The following is a 25075-nucleotide window of genomic DNA, read 5'->3' as shown; positions in this document are numbered from 1 at the left end:
TCATTCTCCGGATCGTCCGTCCCCGCTCGCTGCGTCGAGGATGCCGGGCAGGGCGCTCAGCAGCGCGTCCGCCTCGGCGTCGCGGAGGTTCAGCGGCGGCATCAGCCGTACGACGTCGGGAGCGGGCGCGTTCACCAGGAACCCGGCCTCCTGAGCCGCCTGCTGCACCTGCGCTGCCAGCGGCTCGGTGAGCACGATACCCAGGAGGAGACCCGCGCCCCGGACATAATCGATCAACCCGTGCCCGAGACCCTCGATTCCGTCCCGCAACCTCTCGCTCTGCCGCTTGACGTTCTCCAGCAACCCCTCGTTCTCGATGGTGTCGAGGACGGCGAGGCCGGCGGCGCAGGCCACCGGGTTGCCGCCGAAGGTGGTGCCGTGGTGGCCGGGCTGGAGCAGTTCGGCGGCGCGGCCGAAGGCCACGGTCGCGCCGAGCGGCAGCCCGCCGCCGAGCTGCTTGGCGAGGGTGACGACGTCGGGCAGCACGCCCTCGTGGGCCTGGTAGGCGAACCAGGTCCCGGTGCGGCCGGTGCCGGTCTGCACCTCGTCGAGGACGAGGAGCGCGCCGGTGGCGGCGGTGATCGCGCGGGCCGCCTTGAGGTAGCCGGGGGGCGGTACGACGACGCCGTTCTCGCCCTGGACCGGCTCGATGATCACGAGGGCGGTCTCCTCGGTGACCGCGGCGGCCAGGGCCTGTGCGTCGCCGTAGGGCACGTGGGTGACGTCGGCGGGCAGCGGGCGGAACGGGTCCTGCTTGGCGGGCTGTCCGGTGAGCGCGAGGGCGCCCATGGTCCGGCCGTGGAAGCCGCCGTCGGTGGCGACCATGTGGGTCCGCCCGGTCAGCCGACCGATCTTGAAGGCGGCCTCGTTGGCCTCGGCGCCGGAGTTGCAGAAGAAGACCCTGCCGTCCCGGCCGAAGAGCTGGATCAGCCGCTCGGCGAGGGCGACGGTGGGTTCGGCCATGAAGAAGTTGGAGATGTGGCCGAGGGACGCGATCTGCCTGCTGACGGCCTCGACGATCGCCGGGTGGGCGTGGCCGAGCGCGTTGGTGGCGATGCCGCCGACGAAGTCGTGGTACTCGCGGTCCTCGGTGTCCCAGACCTTGATGCCCTCGCCGCGGACGAGGGGCAGCCGCGGGGTGCCGTAGTTGTTCATGAGCGCGCCCTGCCAGCGCGCGGTCAGTTCCTGGTTGCTCATGAGTCCCCCTCCGCGTCCGGCACGACCATGGTGCCGATGCCTTCGTCCGTGAAGATCTCCAGCAGGATCGAGTGCTGGACCCGGCCGTCGATGACCCGGGCGGTGGTGACGCCGTTGCGTACGGCGTGCAGGCAGCCCTCCATCTTCGGCACCATGCCGGAGCTCAGCTCCGGCAGCAGCTTCTCCAGTTGGGAAGCGGTGAGACGGCTGATCACCTCGTCGGAGTTCGGCCAGTCCTCGTAGAGGCCCTCGACGTCGGTGAGGACCATGAGGGTCTCGGCGCCCAGAGCAGCAGCGAGTGCCGCAGCCGCCGTATCAGCATTGACGTTGTAGACATGCCCTGAGTCACAGTCGTCCTCGGAGCGGGCGATGGAGGAGACGACCGGGATCCGGCCGTCGGCGAGCAGTGCCTCGATCGCGCCCGTGTCGATCGCGGTGATCTCGCCGACCCGCCCGATGTCGATCAACTCGCCGTCGATCTCGGGCCGGTGCTTGGTCGCGGTGATGGTGTGGGCGTCCTCGCCGGTCAGTCCGACGGCGAGCGGCCCGTGCTGGTTGAGCAGGTTGACCAGCTCGCGCTGGACCTGCCCGGCGAGCACCATCCGTACGACGTCCATGGCGTCCTCGGTGGTGACCCGGAGCCCGGCCTTGAACTCGCTGACGATGCCGTGCCGGTCGAGGGCGGCGCTGATCTGCGGGCCGCCGCCGTGCACGACGACCGGCTTGAGGCCGGCGTGGTGCAGGAAGACGACGTCCTGGGCGAAGGCGGCCTTCAGGTCCTCGTCGATCATGGCGTTGCCGCCGAACTTGATCACGACGGTTTTGCCGTTGTGACGGACCAGCCAGGGCAGGGCCTCGATGAGGATCTGCGCCTTGGGCAGCGCGGTGTGCTTACGCGTCGAGGACTTTCGCTCTTCTGAGTGATTGACCGTCATAGCCGACTTTCGGAAAGATCTCGGATCAGCCGCCGGGCGGGCGGTGTTGGCCTGCGGAGGCGATGTGAGACTCGTCCCGGACTCGTCCGGGGCAAGCGGTCGCCTGTGAAACAGGAACCCTCGTCGGCGACGACGAGGACCCGCGACAACCAAGCGGGCACGTCAAGACGAGTAGGCGCTGTTCTCGTGGACATAGTCGGCCGTCAGGTCGTTGGTCCAGATCGTCGCAGACTCATTGCCTGCCGCGAGGTCCGCCACGATGTGGACCTCGCGGTAGCGCATGTCCACTTTCTCGCGGTCCTCCCCCACCCCGCCGTTCTTGCACACCCAGACGCCGTTGATGGCGACGTTGAGCCGGTCCGGCTCGAAGGCGGCCCTGGTGGTGCCGATGGCGGAGAGGACGCGGCCCCAGTTGGGGTCCTCGCCGTGGATGGCGCACTTGAGGAGGTTGTTGCGGGCGATGGAGCGGCCCACCTCGACGGCGTCGTCCTCGCTGGCCGCGTTCACGACCTCGACCTTGATGTCCTTGCTGGCGCCCTCGGCGTCCCGGATCAGCTGCTGACCGAGGTCGTCGCAGACGGCGCGGACGGCCTCGGCGAACTCCGCGTGTTCCGGGGTGACTTCGGAGGCGCCGGAGGCGAGCAGCAGCACGGTGTCGTTGGTGGACATGCAGCCGTCGGAGTCGACGCGGTCGAAGGTGGTCCGGGTGGCGGCGCGCAGCGCGCTGTCGAGCGCCTCGCTCTCGACGACCGCGTCCGTGGTCAGCACGACCAGCATGGTGGCGAGGCCGGGGGCGAGCATGCCGGCTCCCTTCGCCATCCCGCCGACGGTCCAGCCGTCCTTCGTCACGACGGCCGTCTTGTGCACGGTGTCGGTGGTCTTGATGGCGATGGCGGCCTTCTCGCCGCCGTGCTCGCTCAGGGAAGCGGCCGCGGTCTCGACCCCCGGGAGCAGCTTGTCCATGGGCAGGAGCACGCCGATCAGGCCGGTCGAGCAGACGGCCACCTCGATCGCGCCCCGGCCCAGCACCTCCGCGGCCTTCTCGGCGGTCGCGTGGGTGTCCTGGAAGCCCTTGGGGCCCGTACAGGCGTTGGCGCCGCCGGAGTTGAGGACCACGGCCGAGACCTGGCCGCTCTTGAGGACCTGCTCGGACCAGAGCACGGGGGCGGCTTTCACGCGGTTGGAGGTGAAGACGCCCGCGGCGGCGCGGCGCGGCCCGTTGTTGACCACGAGGGCCAGGTCCGGGTTGCCGCTCTCCTTGATCCCGGCGGCGATGCCCGCGGCCGTGAATCCCTTCGCTGCCGTCACGCTCACGGCGCAACTCCGATCGTGGTCAGCCCGGTGGACTCGTCGAGTCCGAGGGCGATGTTCATGCTCTGCAGGGCGCCACCGGCGGTGCCCTTGGTCAGGTTGTCGATGGCGCTGATCGCGATGATGCGGCCGACGGCCTCGTCGTATGCGACCTGCACCTGAACGGCGTTGGAACCGTGGACGGACGCCGTGGCGGGCCACTGGCCCTCGGGGAGCAGGTGGACGAAGGGTTCGTCGGCGTAGGCCTTCTCGTAGGCGGCGCGCACGGACTCCCCCGTCACCCCTGCCACGGCCTTGGCGCTGCATGTGGCGAGGATGCCCCGGGGCATCGGCGCGAGCGTCGGCGTGAAGGAGACGGCGACCCTCTCCCCCGCCACCGCGCTGAGGTTCTGGATCATCTCGGGGGTGTGCCGGTGGCCGCCGCCGACGCCGTACGGGGACATGGAGCCCATGACCTCGCTGCCCAGCAGGTGCGGCTTGGGCGCCTTGCCCGCGCCGGAGGTGCCGGACGCGGCGACGATCACCGCCTCGGGCTCGGCGATCCCTGCGGCATAGGCCGGGTAGAGGGCGAGGGACACGGCGGTGGGGTAGCAACCGGGTACCGCGATGCGCCTGGACCCCTCCAGCGCGGCGCGGGCACCCGGCAGTTCGGGGAGGCCGTAGGGCCAGGTGCCGGCGTGCGGGGAGCCGTAGAAGCGCTCCCAGTCGGCCGGGTCCTGGAGGCGGAAGTCGGCGCCCATGTCGACGACGAGGACGTCCGGGCCGAGCTGCTCGGCGACGGCGGCGGACTGCCCGTGCGGGAGCGCGAGGAAGACGACGTCGTGCCCGGCGAGGGCTTCGGGGGTCGTCTCCGCCAGCACGCGGTCGGCCAGCGGGAACAGGTGCGGCTGGAGCGCGCCCAGGCGCTGGCCCGCGTTGGAGTTGCCGGTCAGGGTGCCGATCTCGACCTCGGGGTGCGCGAGGAGCAGCCGCAGGACCTCTCCGCCCGCGTATCCGCTCGCTCCGGCAACCGCCGCACGTACCGCCATGTCCATCCTCCTCCAGATGGCATGACTATACGGTTCGCTGCACGTTTATGCAACGCGCTTCATCGCCGCGCACACGACCACGGGCAGGCCGCACCCCGATCATGCCCAGGAGGCGGCGACAGGGAACGTCCTCCCCAGGCACCCTCTCTCGCGCTCCGCGGCCGTCCTCGATGACAGGATGTCCGGCGGGGAGCCGGCTTGCCGGGATCACGGGGACGAGGGGGGGCGGACGTGGCGGACATGGCCGTGGGGGCGCTGGGCGATGCGCCGAGGGAGCGACTGGAGTCCGCCTGCGGGGATCGCCTCACCGAGGAGATGCGACACGCCCTCCTGCACCTGATGGACAGGGGCGGAGCCGCCACGGAGGAGGACTGCGACGCCCTGTACGAGCACATCGGGCCACGCCACGGGCACCTGGACTCCGCCTCGACCGCAGCCCTGCCGTTCGTCGTCGCCCTTGCCGGTGATCCCGGGATGGGCGCCCGGAACTGGCTCGTACAGCTGCTGGTGAGCCTGTCCAGGGCGGCGGCCGCGCCCGAACCGGACCGGGTGGACCCGGGATGGCACGAGATGTGGCGGCACCAGCGTCCGGTGTTGCGGAAACTGCTCGCGGACCCCGATCCCGTGGTGCGGAGGGAGGCGCTGCCCTTCGCGGAGGGGGTCGAGGTCCTGCTTGAGCGGTGGAGCGCCGAGACGGACCTGACCGTGCGGCTGCCCTTGCTGCTGGCGCTGGGTACCGCCGCGGCGGACGCCGCCGAGGCCATGGGCCGGGTGCGCGCCGTGGTGCAGGAGGTCCTGCGGACCGGTCCCGCCGTCATGCGGGTCGCGGCCGTGCACGCCTGGACCGCCTTCGACGCCCAGGCGCCGGTCCGGGAGCTGGACCTGCTGGTGGAGACTCTCTCCGATCCGACCGTGCGCCCCCGGTTCAAGGACATCTGGTACGTGCCGGACATCGACGACGCCTTCAGCCGTACGGACGTGGTCTCCTGGACGGCCTTCCTGTTCGAGGACGCGCCGGCCGCCGCGCTCCGCTTCCTCGTCCGGCTCATCGACGTGGCGCGCCGGACGGGCGACGCGCCGCTGTGCGGAGCCGCGCTGGACGAGGCGTGGCGACTGCTGGTGGTCCGGCCGTCCGCGGCGCCCGAGTTGCTGCCCCTCGCAGGTGAACTGCTCGCCGACCCGGACGCCGGTGTGCGGTACCGGGCGGCCCACCTGCTCGCGGTCCTGGGTGCGCGGGCGGCCCCTTACGCCGACGGGCTGGCCGCGCTCCTGGACGACCCCGGCGAGGCCGGGTTCCTGGAGGGCACCGTCGGCGACCACGCCCGCTGGGCGCTGACGCGCATCGGGGATCCGCGCGCCATGCCGGGGCTGGTCGAGCGGCTTTACGAGCCGTACCGGGGTCAGTACTCCCGCTCGTACACCATGGGCGATCCACGCCTTCCGGAGGTCGAGGAGGTGCTGGCCCCCCTGCGGGCACACGCGGAGAGCCTGCTGCCCGCGATGCGCGCACTGCTGCGCGAGGACGGCGCGGACGGCCCGCTCACCGGCACCTTCCTCAAGGCCCTGACGGCCTGGGGACCGGCCGCGACGCCGGCCCTGCCGGAGGTGGTGGCCCTCCTGGACAGCACCCGGCACTCGCCGGCCGCGGTCGACGCCCTGGTGGCGATGGGGCCGGCCGCAGCATCCGCAGAGCCCGCCGTGCGCGGCTGTGCGGTCCTCGACTTCCCTGGCAACCATCAGCGGGTGGCCTGGGCGTCCTGGCGTCTCGGCGGCGACCGTGACCGGGCGTTGCGGCTCGTCGGCGAGGCCGTGCTGACCGAGGAGCGGCCTTACGGCGCCGTCCGCCTCCTCGGCGACTTCGGTCCGGCGGCCCTGCCGTACGCCGACCGGGTGCGGCAGGTCATGGACGACGGCGACACCTGGTGCGAGATCTGGGCGGCGGTCGCCCTGTGGTCGATCACGGGCGAGACGGAGCCGAGCCTGTCCGTCCTGGAGAAGTACGTCCTGCCGGTCGCCGACGGAGGCGACTCCTTCGGCGCCTTCCTCGAAGCGCTGCGCGCCATCGCGCGGATCGGCGCGGTCTCTCCGGGCGTACGCGCCGTCCTGCGCACGGTACGGGGGTCGGACCGGCGGCTGTCGCCGTACCGGGACTACCGCGCGTTCCTGCAGGACGAGGAGATCCGGTCGGTGATCGACGAGGTGCTCGCCCTGGGAGAGGGCAGCACGCCTACGCCGCCTCCACCTTCGGCAGCATGACCCACCGGGACACCACGAAGGTGACCGGAATAGCGGCCGCCGATGCCATCAGCGGTGCGAACTTGCTCCCCACGTGCAGCATGTCGACGATCACGTACACCCCCACCGTGGTGATCACGAAATTCGTCGCATTGGTCAGCGGAAACAGCAGGAATTTCCGCCACGTGGGACGCGTCCGGTAAGTGAACCGCGCATTGAGAAAAAACGAGCCGATCATACTCAGCAAAAACGCGAGGATATGCGCGGCGAGGTACGGCAAATACATCAGAAAAAGCAGGTAAAGGCCGTAGTACGTGGCCGTGTTGACGACGCCCACCAGCGCGAAGGTGATGATCTGCCCGGATATCGGACGAGTGGGTCCGGTGGCGGTCGACAGGGTGGCGTTCGGCATCAGGGGATGAGGTCCTTCGTCGTGCCGCGGGTGCGGTCTTCCGTTCGGTCCACGTTCGTCGCCTTCACCAGGAAGTGGGGGCGCCCCTTGACCTCGTAGTAGATCCGGCCGGTGTACTCGCCGATGACCCCGAGCATGATCATCTGTACGCCGGCCAGGGCGGTGACGGCTGTAATGATGGTGACATAGCCGGGCGTCTGCACGCCGTTGATCATCGCGGCGCCCACGATCCAGGCCGTGTACGCGCCGGCCAGCGCCAGCAGGGTCAAGCCGAGGTAGAGCGCGGCGCGCAGCGGGCGGTTGTTGAAGGAGAGCAGCCCGTCGAGGCCGTAGTTGAGCAGGCTGCGGAACGACCAGGAGCTGCTGCCGTGTTCGCGTACCGCGTTCTCGTACTCGAAGGTGGTGCTGGGGAAGCCGACCCACGCGAACAGGCCCTTGGAGAACCGGTTGTACTCGGTGAGGCTCACGATCGCGTCCACCACCCGGCGCGACATGAGCCGGAAGTCACCGACGCCGTCGACGAGTTCGACGTCGACCATCCGGTTGATGAGCCGGTAGTAGAGGCGGGCGGTGAGGGTGCGGGTGACGCGGTCGCCCTGCCGGGTGCGCCGGGCGATGACCTGGTCGTAACCCTCGCCGCGCAACTCGACCATCCGCTTGATGAGTTCGGGCGGATGCTGGAGGTCGGCGTCCATGACGATCACGGCGTCGCCGGTGGCGTGCTTCAGGCCGGCCAGCAGGGCCGATTCCTTGCCGAAGTTGCGGCTGAAGGAGACGTACCGGACGCGCGCGTCGCGCTCGGCGAGCCGGCTGAGGAGGGTCAGGGTGCGGTCGCGGCTGCCGTCGTCGACGTACACGAACTCCATGTCGTGGCCGAGCGGCAGGAGTTCGTTGGCGATCTTCTGGACCTGCTCATGGAAGCGTTCTATGACGTCTTCCTCGTTGTAACAGGGCGCGACGATCGATATCAGCATGGGTTCTTCCCCCTGGGGACGGGTCAGTGAGCGGTGGTCGTGCGCTCGCCGGAGCGGACGGCGGTTCTGCGGCGTACGGCCGAGACGGTGCCGATGAGGATCAGTGCCAGCAGCGAGGCGCCACCGACGGCGGTGCCCAGACGCAGACCGGGCGGGTGGAAGGTGCAGGTGAGGCTGGTCGCGGAGGCGCCCAGCGGGACGGCGATCAGGCCGTGGAACTCGCTCGCCGCGACCTCGTCGCCGCCGTCGGCCGAGCAGCGCCAGCCGGCGATCCGGGGCGCCGCCACCACGGCGGTTCCCGTGCTCCCGGCGGGCAGTCGGGCGTGCAGGGTGCCGTCGGAGACGGTCACCTCGGTCGCGCCGGTGGCCTTCAGGTGCTGTACGGCGGTGCGCAGCCGCGCGGTGTCGAGGCAGCCGACCGCGCCCTGCGCCGGGACGCGGCTGAGCCGGTTGGGCTTCAGGTCGATCCGGACCTGTCCCGCGGCGCGCACCGTGCCGAGCGGCTGCATCGCGGCGATCTTCGTGTTCTCGGCGTCGGACCGGTACAGCTTCTGCTCGCCGCCACTGGCGAGTTGGGCGGTACCCGAGTAGTGCGGTGCCCAGAGGAAGACCGAACTCCCGGGCCGGCAACGGGCGGTGATCGTCTGCGCTCCGTCGACCAGCAGGCCGCGTGCCGCGTCGCCCTTGTGCGCACCACTGAGGGTGGTGCGGGGCAGGGTGTACACGCGGGCGCCGAGCAGGAGTTCCTGGTTGTGGTACGGGGAGGGGCCGAACGCGGCCGGGGTGGAGTGCGCGGCGGTGGGCCGTACCGTCACCAGCGGCGGGACGTCCTCACGGGTGACGGTGGAGGGGCCGCCGCCCTGGGGCAGCCACTTCTGGTGCGGGTCCGGCGGGTTGTGCACCCGGGCGCCCACCGCGAAGACGGCGTCGGTGACCGGGTTGTCGAGGCTCTGCAGGCTGCGGCCGCGCGAGGTCCAGCCGTCGCCGAGCGCGGTGAGGGTACGGCTGAGGACGTCGGCGGTGAGGCTGCTGTAGTACTGGGAGCCCTGACCGCCGACCATCATGGGGTCGTTGGCGACGGTCTGGTCGCGGCCGGGCTCGGTGCGGTACGCGGGCCAGGCGTCGGCGCTCGCGACCGCGTCCGCCTCCTGCTGCTGGCGGTCGCCCCAGGGCGCGTAGTCGTCCATCTGGCCGAGCCGCATCCGGGTGGCCACCGCCGAGGTGGCGGCGGCCTCGCCGAACTGCGCGCCGATCAGCAGCGCCACGGCCAGCCCGGCCAGCAGCGGCCTGCCGTTGCGCACGCTGAGCAGCGCGAGCCCGCCGAGTGCGCCCGCGACCGCGAGCAGTACCACCGGCCAGGTGTGGTGGCTGTGCTGCTGGGTGAGGGTGCTGCGGCTCGCGGCGGCGGCGATCAGGACCAGCAGCACGGCGGCCGCGCCGAGTGCCCGCAGATCCGGCAGCCCGTCGGCGACCGCGTGCCAGGCGGCGACGACCAGCAGGGCGCAGAGCACGAAGGCCTGCCGGTAGGAGCTGCCGTTCGGGGCGGCGAAGGCGTGCCATGCCAGGCTGGTAGGCGCCCACTGCAGCGACAGGGCCACCGCGAGCACCAGCACCGTCCAGCCGGCCCGCACCCGGACCGGGACCTTCCGGTGGAAGGGCAGGGCGAGGGCGAGCACCAGCGCGGTGATGCCGACGTAGAGGGCCGGTGAGCTGTAGCTGTACGTGGTCGGCAGCAGCCGCGCGAGCAGGTCCTCGGTCCCGACCGGGGCGAAGTGGCCCTCGCGGCCCGGGTAGGCGTGCTTGGTGCCGGAGTACACGACGATCACCAGCGGCGCGGCCAGGCCGACGCCCAGTGCGACGGTCAGCGCGGCCCGGCCGACCACGGCCAGGGCGCGCCGCCACGGCAGTTCGGCGAGCACCAGCCGGAGCAGCAGCACCAGGGCGGCGCCGAGGGTGGCCATGTAGGCGGTGTAGAAGTTGGCGATCCAGGCGAGCGCCACGATCAGCACCCCGAGCAGTGGGCGCCGGCCGGCCATGGCCCACTCGCCGACCAGGCACAGCAGTGGCAGTGCGATCAGGCCGTCGAGCCACATCGGGTTGTAGGAGGCGAGGGCGATGCTCCAGCCGCACAGGGCGTAGGAGGCGCCCAGGATGCCGGCCGCCCACCAGCGGCCGCGGCGCAGGCTGAGCAGCAGCCAGGCCATGGCGGCGCCGGCGGTGGCCGTCTTGAGCACGGTGATCGCGTACACCGCGAGGTCGATCTCGTCGCGCGGGAAGAGGGCGACGAGGAGTGCGAACGGACTGCTCACATAGGTGCCGAGGTCCGGCAGGAAGCTGGAACCGTAGCCGGACTGCCAGTTGACGAGGAGGCCGCCGTCGGCCCTGCCGTGCAGCAGGTCCCAGAGGTGGGCGTGGAAGGGCACGTACTGGTTGCCGAGGTCGTTGACGCTGCGGGTGCGGGGCCCGAACGGGTAGCTGCGGGCGATCACGTCGGCGGCGCAGAACGCCATGGTGGTGAGAAGCGCCGCGAGCAGCGCGGCGGTTGCTCGCGGATCGGCGCGCCGCCATTTCACGGGGCCGGTTTCCCGTTCCTCTTCGCGCCCTGCCGGTTTCGCCCCCTGTTCGCGCCCGGTCAGGGTGGTGCGATTCATTCTGTGCGGCCCCCAGATAAAAAACGGGGTCGTCACTCCCCGCAGGTCGGTGTTTCGCCGACTTAGACGGGGTGAGGTTCCTGATGGTTGTGCCACGCCTGTGAAGTAATAAGTCGAATTCCGATTCCATGTGCGCTATCGGAAAGAATCCGCGACCTCAGAGGAAACGAAAGATTTCCAGTAAATGATGCACAGGTTAACGAGCCTGTGGGGCCCCTGTACCGGCACTGTGCCGGACCGTGTCGCGCACCGTCGCCGGGGCGGGCCGGCGATGGGCGCGTTCGACGGCCTGGCCCCAGTACGTTCCCGCGACGATCAGCGCGGCCCCCAGGACGGAGAGCCCGGTGAACCGCTCGCCGCCGAGGACGGCGCCGACCAGCAGGGCCCACACCGGTTCGGTGCCCAGCAGGAGCCCGGCCCGGGTCGCCGAGGTGCGCTGGACCGCCCAGGTCTGGGCGAGGAAGGCGAACAGGCCGCAGAAGAGGGCCAGGTAGAGGAGCTGGGCCCAGGTGACGGCACCGGTCCGGGCCAGCGCGGGCAGCCCGGGGGCCGCGGGCAGCAGGAACAGGACGCTGCCGACGGCACACTGCACGGCGGTCAGCTGCAGCGGGCGCAGGGCCCGGCCCGCGGTGACCCGGCCGACCAGCACCACATGACCCGCGCGGACCACGGCCGCCGCGAGCATCAGCAGGTCACCGGCTCCGGGGGCGCGGAGCCCGTTGCCGGAGACGAGCAGTCCGACACCGGCCATGCACACCCCGGCGGCGAGGAAGAACCTGCCCGGCAGACCGACCCGGTCCAGCACGGGGGTGAGGACGAGGGTCAGGCTGATGATCAGGCCCGCGTTCCCGGCGCTGGTGTGGGCGACGCCGTACGTCTCCAGGACGAGGACGGCGGCCTGGGTGAGGCCGAGCAGACCGCCGTAGCGCCTCTCGTCCCGGGTGAGGCCGCCGAACCGGCGCAGCACGACCGCGCAGGCGAGCGCGGCGACGGCGTAGCGCACGAAGAGGACGGTTGGGACGGGAAGGGCGTCCGTGGCGGTCTTCGCCGTCAGGTAGCTGGAGCCCCAGACGACGGCGACGGCCAGGAGCACCAGGTCGATGCGGCGGGTGGTCGGCATGCCGTTCACGATCCACGAGCCGCACGTTGAAGTAAACGACGTCTTTCTCAACCAATCCTTTAGCGAAGCTACACTCAGCTGGTGGACGAACGGCAGTTGCGGGTCCTGCGGGAGCTGGGCGAACTGGGCAGTGTCACGGCGGTCGCCGAGGCGCTGCGGGTGACGCCCTCGGCGATCTCGCAGCAGCTGCGCCTGCTCCAGCGCTCGATCCCGGTCCCGCTCACCGAGCGGGCCGGCCGCCGGCTGGTCCTCACACCGGCCGGGCAGGCCCTGGCGGACGCGGCGATCGGCGTGGAGACGGCGCTGGCCCGGGCCCGCCACACCATCGACGCGTACGTCGACGAACCCGACGGCACGGTGTCGCTGGCGGCCTTCCACAGCGGGGCCGCCGCGTTCTTCCCCCTGCTGCTACGACGGCTGGGCGAGCCGGGGTCCCCACGGCTCGCCCTCCACGACGAGGACGTGGCCCAGGCCGACTTCCCGCCGCTGACCCGCACCTACGACCTGGTCCTGGCCCACCGTCTGGACCACGCCCCGGCCTGGCCCCGGACCGCCGCGGCCACCCCGCTGCTGCGCGAACCGCTCGACATCGCCCTGCCGACCGACCACCCGCTGGCCGCGCGGCCCGCCCTGACCGCCCACGACGTCGCCGGGCAGCCCTGGATCACCGTGCACGACGGCTTCCCGCTGCTGGCCACGGTCGAGGCCATCGCGGCGGCGGCCGGGCGGGGAGTCGACATCGCCCACCGCGTCAACGAGATCGCCGTGGTCGCCGAGGTGGTCGCCGCGGGCGGCGGAGTCGCCCTGATGCCCCGCTGGACGTCCCGCCCGCATCCGGGTGTCACCCTCAGACCGCTCAGCGGCATCGAGGCCCACCGCCACATCGACGTACTGCACCGCCCCGAGCGGACGGCCCGCAGGGCCGTGCGCACCGTTCTCGGCGAACTCGTCGAGGCCGCGGAGGTCATCCGAGGCCGGGGTCACGGCTGACCGGGATGCCATCTCTTCGGGATGCCATCTCTTCGGGATCCCATCTCGTCGGGATCCCGTATCTTCGGAATCCCGTACCTCCGGGAGCGCTCCCACCTCATCGCACCGCACCGCACCGCCGGACGAGAGCGAGTCGCCGCATGCAGAGCCTGACCAAGCGCCGGCTGTCCGCCGCCGGACTCGACGCCCTCCTCCGCGAGGCGACGGGCGTCGGATGCCGGCTGGAGGAGGAGCTGACCGACGGGTGGTTCAACACCGCCTACCGCGTCCGCCTCGACGACGGACGCGCGGCCGTGGTGAAGCTCGCGCCGCCCGCCGAGGCCCCCGTGCTCCGCTACGAGCGCGGGATCATGTCGACCGAGGCCCTCGTCTACCGGCGCCTGGCCGGCCTGGCCGACGGCACGGTGCCGACGCCCGAACTGCTGTACCGGGGCGACGACTTCCTGGCCGTCTCCGTGCTGGCGGGCACCCCCTGGGACAAGGCCGCCGAGCACCTCGCGCCCGCCACGGACGCGGCGCTGCGCCGAGAGCTGGGCGCGATCACCGCCCGGCTGCACACCCTGACCGCAGAGGACGGACGCTACGGCTATCCCGCACCCGAGGCCGAACTGTCCGCCGCCGACTGGCGCACCGCCTTCACGGCGATGGTGGACGCCCTGCTGGCGGACGCGGTCCGCTGGAACACCGATCTCGGGGTGCCCGCCGCCGCGATTCGGACCCTGGTGGCCGCGGGCGGCCGGGCGCTCGACGAGGTCACCGAGCCCAAGCTCGTCCACTTCGACCTCTGGCCGGGCAACATCTTCGTCGACGACCGGGCGGACGCGCCCCGGATCACCGGCCTCATCGACCACGAGCGGGCCTTCTGGGGCGACCCGGCCGCCGAACTGGTCTCCCTCGGGGTCGGCGGGGACATCGGTCCGGACAGTGACCTGGTGGCCGGGTACCGTGCGGCGGGCGGCCGTCTCGACTTCTCCCCCGGACTGCGCCGTCGCCTCGCCCTGTACGGCCTCTACCTGGGACTGATCCTCGTCGTGGAGTGCGGCCCCCGCGGCTACGACGGGGACCGCACCGACTGGGCCCGGCGCCACCTGGGCGAACGGGTCGCCGAACTGCGCGCGCTGGGCTGACCCCGGCGCCCGCTTGACCTTGAGCGCGCTCCAGCTCCTAGCGTTCTCCCCGTGACCGGTTCCGAGGAGAACGGAAGAGCTGACATGAGCGAGAACAGCACCCGCGAAGAGCGTTTCGCCCACGGCCTGGAGATCCTGAGGACGGTCGACGGCGAGGCCGGGCAACGGGTCATAGACTCGCTCTCCGACATCAGCCCCGAGCTGGGCCACCAGATCGTCGCGTGGGGCTTCGGCGAGATCTACAGCCGCCCCCAGCTGGTGCCCCGGGACCGGCAGTTGGTGACCCTGGGCATGCTGACGGCGCTGGGCGGCTGCGAGCCCCAGCTGGAGGTGCACATCAACGCCGCCCTCAACATGGGCCTCACACCGGAGCAGATCGTCGAGGCCCTGCTGCACTCGGCCGGGTACTGCGGCTTCCCGAAGGCGCTCAACGCGACCTTCGTCGCGAAGAAGGTCTTCGCCGAGCGCGGGCTGCTGCCGGTCGGACAGCAGCCCGCGCCGGACGCTACTTCTGCCTGATCCGCAGGAAGGTGACCGAGTTCGCCCGGAAGGTGTAGGTGAACCGGTCGGCGACCCCGGTGAAGGTGGACGTGACCGGGGCGACCGCGGTGGACGTCTCGGTGTTCACCGCGTCGGGCGCCGCGGCGAGCGTGGTCACCCTGGCCTTCCTCGCGACCTCGGCGCCGCCGAGGTCGATCGCCGTACGGGCCGCCGCGGACTGGGCGTTGACGACCTTGACGATCAGGTCGCCGGTCTTCTCGTCCGCGGTGACGACCTGCCGGAACGGCTCGGCCGGCTTGTCGTCGGTGAAGCTGCCCCACTCCTGCCCGTCGAGGTACAGGGTCACCTGCCGGCCCCGCACCTTGATGTCGACGTCGTAGGCGCGGCCGGTGTCGACCGACCCCGGTTCGGCGATCAGCGTGGACTTGCCGCCGTCGACGGCCTGCTCGACCGCGGTCTGGGTGTTGTTCCAGCCGCCGATGTTCCACCAGTAGTAGGTGCCGGTGTCCTTGACGCCGAAGGCGACGAGGAAGCCCTCCTTGCCGGACTTCTTGGTGGCCTTCACGTGCAGGTCGTAGTCGTGCCAGGACGGGTCCCCGGCCTGGACCATGGTGTTCTCGGCGGTGTCGGAGGTCTCGACGTACTGCCCGTCCTGGACCGCCCAGCTGCCGCCGCCGGTGTGTGTCCACTGCGACGCGTCACCGGAGAAGTCGTCGGTGAGCAGCGTGCTCCCGTCGGCGTCCGTCACCTTGACGTCGTCGTAGGCGGCGCTGGTGTTCCAGGTGGACAGGCCGACGGCCCCGGTGATCGGGGCGAGCAGGGAGGGGGTGCCGGTGGCCGTGGAGGGCACGACCCGGTCGCCGACGTTGTTCATGAACAGCTTCTGGACCTCGTAGTTCGCCGAGCCCCAGGAGGCGTGGTTGTTGAACCACACCAGGTCCGGGCGCCACTGGACGTAGTCCTCGTTGGCGAACAGCGGTGCGTAGGAGGCAAGTTTGACGACGTCCGCGTTGCGTTCGAGGCCGGTCATGTAGGCGGCCTCGGCGAGTCCGTTCTTGAAGGTGTTGCCGCCGGAGGCGTACTCGCCGACGAAGACCTTCGGCCCGCTGCGGTCGTAGGAGTCGTAGCGGTCGTTGTTCTGCAGGAACCACTGCGGGCTGTTGTAGTAGTGCTCGTCGACCATGTCGACCTTGGCGTCCTTGTTGAGCTGCCAGGCCGTGTCGAAGGTCGTACCGGAGTCGTCCGGGCCGGAGTTGGAGATCACCTGCATGTACGGGTACTCCGCCTGGACGGCCGCCCGGAACTGCGTGAAGCGGGCGAAGAACGCGGCGGGCAGGTTCTCCTCGTTGCCGACCTCGATGTGGGTGAGGTGGAAGGGCTTGGGGTGGCCCATCTGCGCGCGCAGCTTGCCCCACTTGGAGCTCACCGGCCCGTTGGCGAACTCGACGAGGTCGAGGGTGTCCTGGATGTGCCGCTTGAGCAGCGCGTCGTCGTCGACGGCCTGGTTCTGGCCGCAGCCGGTGACCAGGGCCGGGACCACGGGCAGCGGCATGGCTCCGACGTCCTCGGCGAAGCGGAAGTACTCGTAGTAGCCGAGTCCGTAACTCTGGTTGTAGCCCCAGAAGTTGGCGTTGGTGGCGCGGGTCTCGACCGGGCCGACGGTGTCCTTCCACTGGTAGGACCGCTTGCGCTGGTAGCCGGAGGCCTCGCTGTAGTCCTGCATCGAGCCGGTGTTGACCAGGCAGCCGCCGGGGAAGCGGACGAAGCCCGGGTGCAGGGCGGCGATCTTCTCGGCGAGATCCTTGCGCAGGCCGTTGGGCTCGTGCTTGTAGGTGTCGCGCGGGAAGAGGGAGACCATGTCGAGCGCGGCGGCGTCGGCCGTGGCCACGGTGAGGCGGCCGACGGAGCTGGTCCGGGTGGCGGTGAAGGTCGCCTTGTACCGGGCCCAGCCGTTCTTCTTCACGGTCACCTGACGGGCGGTGGCGAGGGCGCCCCCGGAGTCCTGCAACGACACGGTCAGTGCCGTACGGCCCGCGGCGCGCGCCCAGACCGAGAAGTCGTACTTCTTGCCGTCCTCGACGCGGATGCCGGTGTTGTAGCCGGAGTTGGTGACGGCCGAACCGGCGGACAGGGACAGGTAGTCGCGGTTGCGGGCGTTCAGGCGACCGTCGTCGTTCACGACCTGGGCGCTGCCGGTGACCGTCCAGGCGGTGAGCGGGGTGTACGACTTGTTGTCGTCGGTCGTGTACTCGAAGGACCGGTTCTGGACCAGCTCCGCGTACAGACCGCCGTCGGCGGCGCGGTTGATGTCCTCGAAGAAGACGCCGTACATCGTCTTGTCGATCGCGGCGCCCCGGGCGGCCGGGTCGACGGTGATCGCGTAGTCGGTGACGTCCTCGGCGTGGGCGGGGGCCGGGAGGAGTCCGGCGGCAAGAAGGAAAGCGCTTGCCCCGAGGCCGAGTCTCAGCCGGGTGCGCGTGGTGCGTGACATGGATTCTCCGCGGCTCGTGAGGAGGATTACGTCATTCACGTCATTCGGGTTGTTCGCTATACCGAACAACGGTCAGCACTTCGAACGGCAAGATAGGGAGAGGGTCATGAGCGCGTCAATGGGGCGGGTTGGGCGGGCGCCTCGGCCGCGGGTCGGGGCGGCGTAGGGTTGTGGGCCGACGAAGGGACGACCGTGAGCGAGTTCTGGCCGGTGGCGGACGTGCTGGCCCATCTGGCCGGGCGGTGGCGGGTGGACCGGACCGTGCGGGACCTGGCGAGCGGGGACGAAGGCCGCTTCGAGGGGGCCACGGTGTTCCGTCCACTGGACGGCGGCGGCCTCCTGCACGAGGAGTCGGGGACGTTCAGCTGGCAGGGCGTGGCCCGGCCCGCCGAACGCACCCTGCGCTTCCTGCCCGGCCCGCGCCCCGGCACGGCGGACGTGCGCTTCGCCGACGACCGCCCCTTCCACGACCTGGACCTGACATCGGGCCGGCACATCACCGACCACCCGTGCTCGGCCGACCTCTACCGGGGCGAGTTCACCGTCCAGGACGCCGACCACTGGCACACGGTGTGGCGGGTGGCGGGCCCGGCGAAGGACCTGCTCCTGACGACCGACTACGCTCGGGCGGGCCGGGTTGCGTCGTCGGTCGGCTGCGGCGCCGTCGTGGCTGGTCGCGCCCACGCGGCGGAGCCGCATATGGATACAGCCCCGCGCCCCTTACGGGGCGCTCCAGCGCGGCGCCTACCTCCGCGAAGCCTGAGCCGCCGCCGTGTCGAAGCGCAGGTTCCAGCGGCCGCCCCGGCCCGTCACCGTGGTGGTCGAGAGCGGGCGGACGTCGATGTTCCAGTAGGTCGAGGGCGGCGCCTTGAGCGCGTAGACCAGGGCGGCCCGGATCACCGAGGGCTCGGCGACGGCCACGATACGGCCGCCGTCGTCCACGGGACGGGTGTCGAGCCAGCCGCCGACCCGGGAGATGAACGCCAGCAGTGACTCGCCGCCGTGCGGGGTGGCGCGCGGGTCGGTGAGCCAGGCGTCCACCTGGTCCGGTTCCCTGGCCATCGCCTCGCCCAGCGTCAGCCCGCGCCAGCGGCCCATGTCGCAGTCGCGCAGGGCGAGCTGGACCAGCGGGGCATAGCCCAGGGCGTCACCGGTCGCGCGGCTGCGCGGGGTGGGCGAGCAGTAGCGCAGCTCGGCCGCGGCCAGGGGCACCAGCTCGGCGGCAGCGTGCTGCACCTCGTCCCAGCCCGCCGTGTCCAGCGGGCGATCGTCCTCGAAGCGCTCCGCGAGCAGCGGTGAGCTGCGCGCGGCCGCGACGAACGTGACCCGAAGTGGCATGCGGCGATGGTGTGACGCGCATGTGCGCAGGTCAAGGGCGATCGGGCTGTGAGTTGTCGGACGTGGAGGAAATGTTACTCAAAGGTCAGGAGGTGTCCGACAAGTCGGCCGGAATGTCACTCGGGCGACGGGTAGTAGAGCGCCATCCACTGGTCCGGGCGTTCGAGCGGGGCAAATCCGAGCCTCGCGTAGACCCCGTGGGCGTCGTGGGTGGCGAGCAGCACGCGCCGCACGCCGGACGGCCGCAGGTGCTCGCGGACCGCGCCGACCATCGCCGTGCCCACGCCCTTGCCGCGCACCGACGGGTCGACGTACACGTCGCAGAGCCAGGCGAACAGCGCCCCGTCGGTCACCACGCGCGCGTACGCCACCTGCTCACCGGTGACGCCGTCGTAGACCCCGAAGTTGAGCGAGCCCGCCATCGCGCGCTCCTGCTGCTCCAGCGGGCGGCCGGTGGCCCAGTAGGCGTCGGTCGACAGCCAGCGGTGGACGCGCGGGACGTCCACGCGGTCGGTGTCGGCGGAGAACTCGTAGCCCTCGGGGAGGCCTGGTGCGTCGCTCATGCGGGGATCCTCGCCGGTCGGGGCCCCGGCGTCGATCGGATTTCAGGGTCTGGGACGCAGCACCTCGTCGCAGGCGGCCCGCAGCCGTCGTACCCCCTCCAGGATCTCCCCCGTCCCGGCGACCGCGGCGAAGCTCAGGCGGATGTGGGCGGCCGGGGGCTCGGCGCTGAAGTAGGGCCGGCCGGGGGTGATGGCGACGCCCGCGCGGAGGGCGGCGGCGGTCAGGGTCGCGTCTCCCCCGGAGCCGAAGGCCTGGGAGGTGCCCCCGAAGCCCTCGGGGAGGCGCAGCCAGAGGTGATAGCCGCCGGAGGGGATGTGCGGCAGGGCGAGTTCGGGGACGTGGTGGGCGAGGGCGCCGGTGAGGGTGTCCCGGCGGGTCTTCAGCTCGGCCGCGAGGTTGCGCAGGTGACGGGGCCAGGCCGGGGAGCCGACGAGTTCCAGGGCGGCCTCCTGGAGCGGGCGGGGGACGAAGAAGGTGTCGACGATCTGGATGGCGCGCAGGCGTTCCAGGACGGGACCGCGGGCGGCCAGGGCGGCCACCCGGAAGCTCGGCGAGGTGGCCTTGGTGAGCGATCCGACGTGGACGACGACCCCGTCGGGGTCGTCGGCTGCAAGGGGGCGGGGCAGCGGGCCCGCGTCCGCGTGCACGAGCCGCCGTACGAAGTCGTCCTCGATCACGAACGCGCCGGCCTCGCGGGCGATGCGCAGCACCTCGGCGCGGCGGTCGGCGGCGAGGACGGCGCCGGTCGGGTTCTGGAAGAGGGGCTGGCAGACGAAGACCCGGGCGCCGGTGGCCTTGAAGGCGTCGGCGAGGAGGGCGGGCTTCACGCCGTCGGGGTCGACCGGGACCGGGACCGGACGCAGGCCCGCGGCGCGGGCGATGGCGAGCATGCCGGGGTAGGTGGGCGACTCGACCAGGACCGGGGCGCCGGGCGGGGCGAGTGCGCGCAGGGCGGTGGCCAGGGCGGACTGGCCGCCGGACGCGATCAGTACCTCGGCGGCGGTGACGGCGCCGCCGATGTCCCGGGCGAACCACTCGCGCAGTTCGGGGAGCCCGTCGAGCGGCGGGCGGCCCCAGGCTCCTGGGCGGCGGCCGGCGCGTGCCAGTGCCGCCGCCATGGCGCGCTCGGGTTCCAGGGAGGCGTGCAGGTAGCCGCCGCTGAGTTCCAGCACGCCGGGCGGCGGGGCGGCCAGGCACACCGTGACCCCGGAGGCGTCGACGGTGCGCGGGACCACGTCGAGGGCGCCGTCGGCGCTGAGCGCCACCTCCTGCCAGGAGGTGTCTCCGGTGGGCTCGGCCGCGGTGCGGGGCGGGGCCTTGAAGGCGCCGGCACCGGGCCGGGTGACGACCAGGCCCTCCGCGACCAGCTGGGCCAGGGCCCGGGAGACGGTCACCGGGCTCACCCGGAACCGCTCGACCAGGGCCCGGCTCGACGGGAGCTTTCCACCTGGCGAGTAGCGGTCGAGGTCCTGCCGCAGCCGTTCCGCCAGCTCCAGCACACTGCTACGCTCTTGCATGAGAGCACAGAGTAGCGCTATCGGCCTGACTTCGATAGCGGTCAGCACACCCCCGGCGGCCGCCCCGGCCCCACCCGCGGCCGCTCCAGCGGCCGCCCCCGCAGCCATCCGCTCCTCCCACCGGCGCGGCACCCTGCAGGCCGCGCTCGGTGTCGTCGCCTTCTCCCTCACCTTCCCGGCCACGGCCTGGGGCCTGGAGGGCTTCGGGCCGTGGGCGCTGGTGGCGGTGCGCAGCGTGCTCGCGGCGGCCATGGCGGGCGGCTGCCTGCTGTTCCTGCGGGTACGGCTGCCCGAGCGCCGGCACTGGGCGGGGCTTGCGGTCGTCGCGGCCGGGGTCGTCCTCGGCTTCCCGATGCTCACCACGCTGGCCCTGGAGACCTCCACCACCTCGCACGCGGCCGTGGTGGTGGGCCTGCTCCCGCTGACCACCGCCCTCTTCTCGGCCCTGCGCATGGGCATCCGCCCCTCCCGCACCTTCTGGGCGGCGGCCCTGGCGGGCGCGGCGGCCGTGCTGGCGTTCACGGTCGCCCAGAGCGGCGGGGCGTTCACGACCGCCGACGGGTATCTCTTCGCGGCGCTGGTGGTGTGCGCGGCCGGTTACACCGAGGGCGGCCGGCTGGCCCGGATCATGCCGGGCTGGCAGGTCATCGGCTGGGCGCTGGTGCTCTGCCTGCCGCTGACCGTGCCGGCCGCGGTGGTCGCGCTGTCGTACGAGCCGGTGGTCTGGAACGCGCACGGTGTGGCCGGGGTGCTGTGGGTGGCGGCGGGCTCGCAGTTCCTCGGTCTGGTGGTCTGGTACCGCGGCATGGCGGCCGTCGGCATTCCGAAGGCCAGCCAGTTGCAGTTGGCCCAGCCGCTGCTCACACTGGTGTGGTCGGTGCTGCTGCTGGGCGAGCACCTCACCGCGGCCGCTCCACTCACGGCCGCCGCCGTGCTCGTGTGCATCGCCGTCACCCAACGATCGCGATCGTGAGGAGGCCCTGGAGATGCGTGCATCCGAGGGCGACCAGCTTGTCCAGCACGGCAGGGTGGTCGGACAGCACGACCAAGTCTCGGAAATCGTCCAGGTACTCGGCCCCGAGGGCACCCCGCCCTACCGGGTCCGTTTCGAGGACGGCCACGAGGCCATCATGTCCCCCGGTCCGGACTGCCAGGTCAGGCACCGGGAGATCCACGAACAGCACTGAGCGCTCCGCTGGAAGGGCCGCGATGTGCCGTCGGTCGACTGCGGCGCCGTTGTGGCTGGTCGCGCCCACGCGGCGGTAGCCGCATGTCAGATACAGCCCTGCGCCCCTCACGGGGCGCAGTGGCGAACGCTCGCCGGTCAGCCAGGCGGCGTCGCCGGCTGCTGGTAGTGGTCGGCGACCACCCGGGACAGCGCCCCGATCGGATCGGTGGCCACCTCCTTCGCCGCGAAGTAGACATGTCCGCCGACCTGCGGGTACTGGTCGGCCAGCGTGAGGTGCCGGGACAGCTCGGCCGGGTCCTGCCAGGCCGAGGGGGCGCCCGCGGCCCCCGCCTGGTAGAGCGCCTCCCCGATGTACAGCGCGGTGCCCGACCCCTTGGCCACCCCCGCCCACCAGTCGACCACCTTGGCGTAGTCCGCGGCGGAGTTGCCGATCTGCCAGTACACCTGCGGGACGATGTAGTCGATCCAGTTCTTCTGCACCCACGTGCGGGTGTCCGCGTACAGGTCGTCGTACGTCTCCACGCCCGCCTTGGTGTCCGAACCCCGGGAGTCGGTGGTGGCGTTGCGCCACACCGCGAACGGGCTGATCCCGAAACGGGTGCCGGGCCGGAGCTTCCTCACCCCGTCGGCGATCTCGGTCACCAGCTTGTCGATGTTGTCCCGCCGCCAGGCCGCCCGCGACGAGAAGTCGCCGCCGTGGGCGTCGTACGCGGCGTCGTCGTCGAAGGTCTGGCCGGCCACCGGGTACGGGTAGAAGTAGTCGTCGAAGTGGACCGCGTCCACCGGGTACTTGGCGACCGCGTCGAGGATCGCCTGCTCCACGAAGGTGCGGACGGCCGGGATGCCCGGGTTGTAGTAGAGCTTGCCGCCGTACGGCACCGCCCAGTCCGGGTTCTTGCGGGCCGGGTGCGAGGCGACCAGCCTGCCCGGGTCGGTGTGGTTGGCGATCCGGTAGGGGTTGAACCACGCGTGCAGTCGCAGACCCCGGGCGTGCGCCTCCTCGACGGCGGTGCCCAGCGGGTCCCAGCCGGGGTCCTTGCCCTGGGTGCCGGTGAGGTACTCCGACCAGGGCTCGTGCGGCGAGGGCCAGAAGGCGTCGGCGGTGGGCCGCACCTGGAGCATCACGGTGTTGAGCCGGTGGTGGACCGCCTTGTCGAGGAAGGCGGTCAGCTCCTTGTGCTGGTCCGCGGCGGACAGCCCGGTGCGGGAGGGCCAGTCCCGGTTGGAGACGGTCGCCAGCCACATGCCGCGCATCTCGGTGGCCGCCCGGCGGGGCCGTCCCGGCGGCCCGGCCCGGCCCGGGGTCGCCGACGCGCCCGGTGCCGCAGAGCCGCCCGGTGCCGCCGACGCGCCGGGTGTCACCGAAGCCGCCAGGGACAGGGCCGCCAGCGCGAACGCCCTGCGAGACACTGGTGCCATCGTGAGACCCTCTCACTCTCCGGATCCGCCCGGTCACGGATCGCCTCCGCGGCAATGGATGCCCCCACCCGGACGATCGATCATCGATACTTACGGGTAACGTGCACGAACGGAGCAGGCACCGGATCCGGAGGTCCTGCCGGCCGCCCGTAGATCAGCGAAGGGGACGATGTGACCGACATCGAGAAGGTCGGAGTCGTGGGCTGCGGCCAGATGGGAGCGGGCATCGCCGAGGTCGTCGCCCGCGCCGGCCTGGACGTGCGGGTCGCCGAGACCACCGGCGAGGCCCTGGAGATCGGCCGCACCCGGCTGATCAACTCCCTGGCGAAGGCCGCCGAGCGCGGCAAGATCTCCGAGGAGGAGCGGGACGCCACGCTGGCGCGGCTGAGCTTCACCACGGACCTCGGCGAGTTCGCCGACCGCGACCTGGTGATCGAGGCGGTCGTCGAGAACGAGCAGGTGAAGACGGAGATCTTCCAGGTGCTCGACCAGGTGGTGACCCGCCCGGACGCGATCCTGGCCTCCAACACCTCGTCGATCCCGCTGGTGAAGCTGGCCGTGGCCACCTCCCGCCCGGACCACGTCGTCGGCATCCACTTCTTCAACCCGGCCCCGGTGCAGAAGCTGGTCGAGCTGATCCCCGCGCTCACCACCTCCGAGGGCACCCTCGGCCGCGCCCAGGTCTTCGCCGAGAAGCTGCTCGGCAAGCACGCGATCCGCGCCCAGGACCGCTCCGGCTTCGTGGTCAACGCGCTGCTGGTGCCGTACCTGCTCTCCGCCATCCGGATGTTCGAGTCCGGCATCGCCGGCCGCGAGGACATCGACAACGGCATGGAGCTGGGCTGCGCCCACCCGATGGGCCCGCTGAAGCTGTCCGACCTGATCGGCCTGGACACCATCGTCTCCATCGCGAACAGCATGTACGCCGAGTACAAGGAGCCGCTGTACGCCGCTCCCCCGCTGCTCCAGCGCATGGTCGAGGCGGGCCGGCTGGGCCGGAAGACCGGCTCGGGCTTCTACACGTACGACTGATCACGCCCCGCTGACTACAGGGAGCGATGCTCGACGGGCCCGGCACCTGCTTCGGTGCCGGGCCCGTGTGTTTCACACACCGTGTGCACTCCGGGCACGCATATGCCCTTCGCACACTCTCCCCACGCGCTCACCAGGCGAGTTCACTCTTCATGCGCATGTAAAGGGATGCGGAACAACACCCTCGATCACGCAAAGGAGTGGACCGTGACCGCCGAACCGGAGCATCCCGTGGTCCAAGGAGAACTCGCAGAGTTACGCCGTCGCCTCGATGTGGCCTACGCCCAGGTCGAGGGAGGGCTGAACCTGCTCAGCCACCGGACCAAGGAGACCGCCAAGGAGCTGGACGAGCTCAACACCCGCCTGGCCTCGCTGGAACACGCCCGCTGGCCCCTGCCCTCCCTCGCCGCGCTCACCGCACTGGGCGCCCTCGTCGTCACGGTCTGGCAGGCGCTGGCCCACTAGTCCTCAGTGAGCCTCATGTGATGCAACAGGAGTAATGCGGCCGCCATGTTGGCGGCCGGGACCTCCCCGCGGGCGATCATGTCCGGGACGAGCTTGAGAGGGACCCACTCCCTGCGGTCCGATTCGAAGTCGTCCACGGGGTGTCCGACGTACTCGCCCTCGTCGGACCAGTAGATGTGGTGCCGGGCGTCGGTGAGGCCGTTGGACGGCTCCACCGTCATGAGATGGTGCAGGGTCCCCGGCCGCCAGCCGGTCTCCTCCTCCAGTTCCCTGGCGGCCGCGACGGCGATGTCCTCGCCGTCCTCGACGACTCCCGCCGCGAGTTCCCAGCCCCAGCTGTCGGTGATGAAACGGTGGCGCCACAGGAGGAGGACCTCGCCCGCCTCGTTGACCACCGTCGCCACGGCCACGGGCCGCAGCCGTATCAGGAAGTGGTCGAGGTGCCGGCCATCCGGCAGCTCGACATCTGCGAGATTGACGCTGAACCAGCGGTTTTCATACACAGTTTGTTCGTTCTGTTTCGTCCACTGCACGGTTCTGCCACCTTCCGCCGAGTAAGTGGCAATATCGCAGCAGCGG

At 71.5% G+C, this 25075-nt stretch carries 22 protein-coding genes and 1 pseudogene; 9 read left to right on the top strand and 14 right to left on the bottom strand.

Translation table 11 applies throughout. The features are described from left to right. The 4 genes from ACFWPQ_RS10515 to argC form a co-directional block, all read right to left on the bottom strand. On the bottom strand, positions 1 to 1197 hold the full coding sequence (locus ACFWPQ_RS10515; RefSeq protein WP_384032002.1) for an acetylornithine transaminase: 1197 nt from the start codon (positions 1195 to 1197) through the stop codon (positions 1 to 3). Then, entirely contained in the window at positions 1194 to 2132 is a 939-nt protein-coding gene (argB, locus tag ACFWPQ_RS10510) for an acetylglutamate kinase (protein WP_384032000.1), read from the bottom strand. The genes ACFWPQ_RS10515 and argB overlap by 4 nt, the downstream gene beginning before the upstream one ends. A 162-nt stretch (positions 2133 to 2294) precedes the next feature. After that, positions 2295 to 3446, bottom strand: coding sequence for a bifunctional glutamate N-acetyltransferase/amino-acid acetyltransferase ArgJ (argJ, locus tag ACFWPQ_RS10505; protein ID WP_384031998.1), 1152 nt, complete (start codon positions 3444 to 3446; stop codon positions 2295 to 2297). Next, positions 3443 to 4471: an N-acetyl-gamma-glutamyl-phosphate reductase gene (gene argC / locus ACFWPQ_RS10500; protein WP_384031996.1), complete on the bottom strand. Its 1029-nt coding sequence runs from the start codon at positions 4469 to 4471 to the stop codon at positions 3443 to 3445. The genes argJ and argC overlap by 4 nt, the downstream gene beginning before the upstream one ends. Before the next feature lie 231 nt (positions 4472 to 4702). Between argC and ACFWPQ_RS10495 the strand changes: the two genes are divergently transcribed. Further along, a complete protein-coding gene (locus tag ACFWPQ_RS10495; protein WP_384031994.1) occupies positions 4703 to 6727 on the top strand; it encodes a HEAT repeat domain-containing protein in 2025 nt (674 codons plus the stop codon). Here the strand turns inward: ACFWPQ_RS10495 and ACFWPQ_RS10490 are convergent. The 4 genes from ACFWPQ_RS10490 to ACFWPQ_RS10475 all read right to left on the bottom strand — a co-directional run bounded on the left by ACFWPQ_RS10490 (position 6699) and on the right by ACFWPQ_RS10475 (position 11863). Continuing rightward, positions 6699 to 7118, bottom strand: coding sequence for a GtrA family protein (locus ACFWPQ_RS10490; RefSeq protein ID WP_384031992.1), 420 nt, complete (start codon positions 7116 to 7118; stop codon positions 6699 to 6701). The genes ACFWPQ_RS10495 and ACFWPQ_RS10490 overlap by 29 nt on opposite strands. Further along, positions 7118 to 8092, bottom strand: coding sequence for a glycosyltransferase family 2 protein (locus ACFWPQ_RS10485; RefSeq protein WP_384031990.1), 975 nt, complete (start codon positions 8090 to 8092; stop codon positions 7118 to 7120). The genes ACFWPQ_RS10490 and ACFWPQ_RS10485 overlap by 1 nt, the downstream gene beginning before the upstream one ends. Positions 8093 to 8115: 23 nt before the next feature. Beyond that, positions 8116 to 10602 carry a YfhO family protein gene (locus ACFWPQ_RS10480; protein ID WP_384032325.1) on the bottom strand — a complete coding sequence of 829 codons (2487 nt, stop codon included), beginning with the start codon at positions 10600 to 10602 and terminating at the stop codon, positions 8116 to 8118. 337 nt (positions 10603 to 10939) lie between these two features. Beyond that, entirely contained in the window at positions 10940 to 11863 is a 924-nt protein-coding gene (locus tag ACFWPQ_RS10475; RefSeq protein WP_384031988.1) for a DMT family transporter, read from the bottom strand. Between the two features lie 81 nt (positions 11864 to 11944). Between ACFWPQ_RS10475 and ACFWPQ_RS10470 the strand changes: the two genes are divergently transcribed. The 3 genes from ACFWPQ_RS10470 to ACFWPQ_RS10460 all read left to right on the top strand — a co-directional run bounded on the left by ACFWPQ_RS10470 (position 11945) and on the right by ACFWPQ_RS10460 (position 14499). Then, positions 11945 to 12853, top strand: coding sequence for a LysR family transcriptional regulator (locus ACFWPQ_RS10470; protein ID WP_384031986.1), 909 nt, complete (start codon positions 11945 to 11947; stop codon positions 12851 to 12853). A 140-nt stretch (positions 12854 to 12993) separates the two neighbouring features. Beyond that, positions 12994 to 13980, top strand: a complete 987-nt coding sequence (locus tag ACFWPQ_RS10465; protein WP_384031984.1) for a phosphotransferase family protein — start codon at positions 12994 to 12996, stop codon at positions 13978 to 13980. Positions 13981 to 14064: 84 nt separating this feature from the next. Further along, positions 14065 to 14499, top strand: a complete 435-nt coding sequence (locus ACFWPQ_RS10460; RefSeq protein WP_384031982.1) for a carboxymuconolactone decarboxylase family protein — start codon at positions 14065 to 14067, stop codon at positions 14497 to 14499. Here the strand turns inward: ACFWPQ_RS10460 and ACFWPQ_RS10455 are convergent. Next, positions 14486 to 16972: an alpha-L-arabinofuranosidase C-terminal domain-containing protein gene (locus ACFWPQ_RS10455; protein ID WP_384031980.1), complete on the bottom strand. Its 2487-nt coding sequence runs from the start codon at positions 16970 to 16972 to the stop codon at positions 14486 to 14488. The genes ACFWPQ_RS10460 and ACFWPQ_RS10455 overlap by 14 nt on opposite strands. Before the next feature lie 192 nt (positions 16973 to 17164). On the opposite strand from ACFWPQ_RS10455, the pseudogene ACFWPQ_RS10450 reads away from it, so the two are divergent. Further along, a pseudogene (locus tag ACFWPQ_RS10450) lies at positions 17165 to 17605 on the top strand (DUF6314 family protein); the annotation flags it as partial. Between the two features lie 111 nt (positions 17606 to 17716). Here the strand turns inward: ACFWPQ_RS10450 and ACFWPQ_RS10445 are convergent. The 3 genes from ACFWPQ_RS10445 to ACFWPQ_RS10435 form a co-directional block, all read right to left on the bottom strand. After that, positions 17717 to 18310, bottom strand: coding sequence for a histidine phosphatase family protein (locus ACFWPQ_RS10445; protein ID WP_384031978.1), 594 nt, complete (start codon positions 18308 to 18310; stop codon positions 17717 to 17719). 116 nt (positions 18311 to 18426) lie between these two features. Continuing rightward, positions 18427 to 18873 carry a GNAT family N-acetyltransferase gene (locus tag ACFWPQ_RS10440; RefSeq protein ID WP_384031976.1) on the bottom strand — a complete coding sequence of 149 codons (447 nt, stop codon included), beginning with the start codon at positions 18871 to 18873 and terminating at the stop codon, positions 18427 to 18429. A gap of 42 nt (positions 18874 to 18915) precedes the next feature. Then, the gene (locus ACFWPQ_RS10435; protein WP_384031974.1) at positions 18916 to 20391 is read right to left on the bottom strand and encodes a PLP-dependent aminotransferase family protein; all 1476 of its coding nucleotides are present in this window, start codon (positions 20389 to 20391) and stop codon (positions 18916 to 18918) included. Between ACFWPQ_RS10435 and ACFWPQ_RS10430 the strand changes: the two genes are divergently transcribed. Together ACFWPQ_RS10430 and ACFWPQ_RS10425 are read left to right on the top strand one after the other, a co-directional pair. After that, the gene (locus ACFWPQ_RS10430) at positions 20390 to 21364 is read left to right on the top strand and encodes a DMT family transporter (protein WP_384031972.1); all 975 of its coding nucleotides are present in this window, start codon (positions 20390 to 20392) and stop codon (positions 21362 to 21364) included. The two genes, ACFWPQ_RS10435 and ACFWPQ_RS10430, sit on opposite strands and share 2 nt — an antisense overlap. 13 nt (positions 21365 to 21377) lie before the next feature. After that, a complete protein-coding gene (locus tag ACFWPQ_RS10425) occupies positions 21378 to 21578 on the top strand; it encodes a DUF1918 domain-containing protein (RefSeq protein ID WP_361291372.1) in 201 nt (66 codons plus the stop codon). 137 nt (positions 21579 to 21715) lie between these two features. On the opposite strand, the gene ACFWPQ_RS10420 is transcribed toward ACFWPQ_RS10425, so the two are convergent. After that, complete coding sequence (locus tag ACFWPQ_RS10420; protein ID WP_384031970.1) at positions 21716 to 22999, bottom strand: glycoside hydrolase family 10 protein; 1284 nt, start codon at positions 22997 to 22999, stop codon at positions 21716 to 21718. A 171-nt stretch (positions 23000 to 23170) separates the two neighbouring features. Between ACFWPQ_RS10420 and ACFWPQ_RS10415 the strand changes: the two genes are divergently transcribed. Together ACFWPQ_RS10415 and ACFWPQ_RS10410 are read left to right on the top strand one after the other, a co-directional pair. Then, positions 23171 to 24031 (top strand): 3-hydroxybutyryl-CoA dehydrogenase, encoded by an 861-nt coding sequence (locus ACFWPQ_RS10415; RefSeq protein ID WP_361291378.1) that lies wholly within the window; start codon positions 23171 to 23173, stop codon positions 24029 to 24031. A gap of 207 nt (positions 24032 to 24238) precedes the next feature. Then, positions 24239 to 24496 (top strand): hypothetical protein, encoded by a 258-nt coding sequence (locus ACFWPQ_RS10410; RefSeq protein ID WP_089103368.1) that lies wholly within the window; start codon positions 24239 to 24241, stop codon positions 24494 to 24496. On the opposite strand, the gene ACFWPQ_RS10405 is transcribed toward ACFWPQ_RS10410, so the two are convergent. After that, on the bottom strand, positions 24493 to 25029 hold the full coding sequence (locus ACFWPQ_RS10405; protein ID WP_384031967.1) for an NUDIX hydrolase: 537 nt from the start codon (positions 25027 to 25029) through the stop codon (positions 24493 to 24495). The genes ACFWPQ_RS10410 and ACFWPQ_RS10405 overlap by 4 nt on opposite strands. Between the last annotated feature and the right edge of the window lie 46 nt (positions 25030 to 25075).

The organism is Streptomyces sp. NPDC058464 (assembly GCF_042721035.1).
Taxonomy (GTDB): Bacteria; Actinomycetota; Actinomycetes; order Streptomycetales; family Streptomycetaceae; genus Streptomyces.
This window is presented reverse-complemented; position numbering and strand designations above follow the sequence as displayed.

What these genes read in the sequence shown, in the direction of transcription:
- ACFWPQ_RS10515 (WP_384032002.1), bottom strand. Translation starts at nt 1,197, where the DNA reads ATGAGCAACCAGGAACTGACCGCGCGCTGGCAGGGCGCGCTCATGAAC.
- argB (WP_384032000.1), bottom strand. Translation starts at nt 2,132, where the DNA reads ATGACGGTCAATCACTCAGAAGAGCGAAAGTCCTCGACGCGTAAGCAC.
- argC (WP_384031996.1), bottom strand. Translation starts at nt 4,471, where the DNA reads ATGGCGGTACGTGCGGCGGTTGCCGGAGCGAGCGGATACGCGGGCGGA.
- ACFWPQ_RS10490 (WP_384031992.1), bottom strand. Translation starts at nt 7,118, where the DNA reads ATGCCGAACGCCACCCTGTCGACCGCCACCGGACCCACTCGTCCGATA.
- ACFWPQ_RS10485 (WP_384031990.1), bottom strand. Translation starts at nt 8,092, where the DNA reads ATGCTGATATCGATCGTCGCGCCCTGTTACAACGAGGAAGACGTCATA.
- ACFWPQ_RS10480 (WP_384032325.1), bottom strand. Translation starts at nt 10,602, where the DNA reads ATGGCGTTCTGCGCCGCCGACGTGATCGCCCGCAGCTACCCGTTCGGG.
- ACFWPQ_RS10475 (WP_384031988.1), bottom strand. Translation starts at nt 11,863, where the DNA reads ATGCCGACCACCCGCCGCATCGACCTGGTGCTCCTGGCCGTCGCCGTC.
- ACFWPQ_RS10465 (WP_384031984.1), top strand. Translation starts at nt 12,994, where the DNA reads ATGCAGAGCCTGACCAAGCGCCGGCTGTCCGCCGCCGGACTCGACGCC.
- ACFWPQ_RS10460 (WP_384031982.1), top strand. Translation starts at nt 14,065, where the DNA reads ATGAGCGAGAACAGCACCCGCGAAGAGCGTTTCGCCCACGGCCTGGAG.
- ACFWPQ_RS10455 (WP_384031980.1), bottom strand. Translation starts at nt 16,972, where the DNA reads ATGTCACGCACCACGCGCACCCGGCTGAGACTCGGCCTCGGGGCAAGC.
- ACFWPQ_RS10445 (WP_384031978.1), bottom strand. Translation starts at nt 18,310, where the DNA reads ATGCCACTTCGGGTCACGTTCGTCGCGGCCGCGCGCAGCTCACCGCTG.
- ACFWPQ_RS10440 (WP_384031976.1), bottom strand. Translation starts at nt 18,873, where the DNA reads ATGAGCGACGCACCAGGCCTCCCCGAGGGCTACGAGTTCTCCGCCGAC.
- ACFWPQ_RS10430 (WP_384031972.1), top strand. Translation starts at nt 20,390, where the DNA reads ATGAGAGCACAGAGTAGCGCTATCGGCCTGACTTCGATAGCGGTCAGC.
- ACFWPQ_RS10435 (WP_384031974.1), bottom strand. Translation starts at nt 20,391, where the DNA reads ATGCAAGAGCGTAGCAGTGTGCTGGAGCTGGCGGAACGGCTGCGGCAG.
- ACFWPQ_RS10425 (WP_361291372.1), top strand. Translation starts at nt 21,378, where the DNA reads ATGCGTGCATCCGAGGGCGACCAGCTTGTCCAGCACGGCAGGGTGGTC.
- ACFWPQ_RS10420 (WP_384031970.1), bottom strand. Translation starts at nt 22,999, where the DNA reads ATGGCACCAGTGTCTCGCAGGGCGTTCGCGCTGGCGGCCCTGTCCCTG.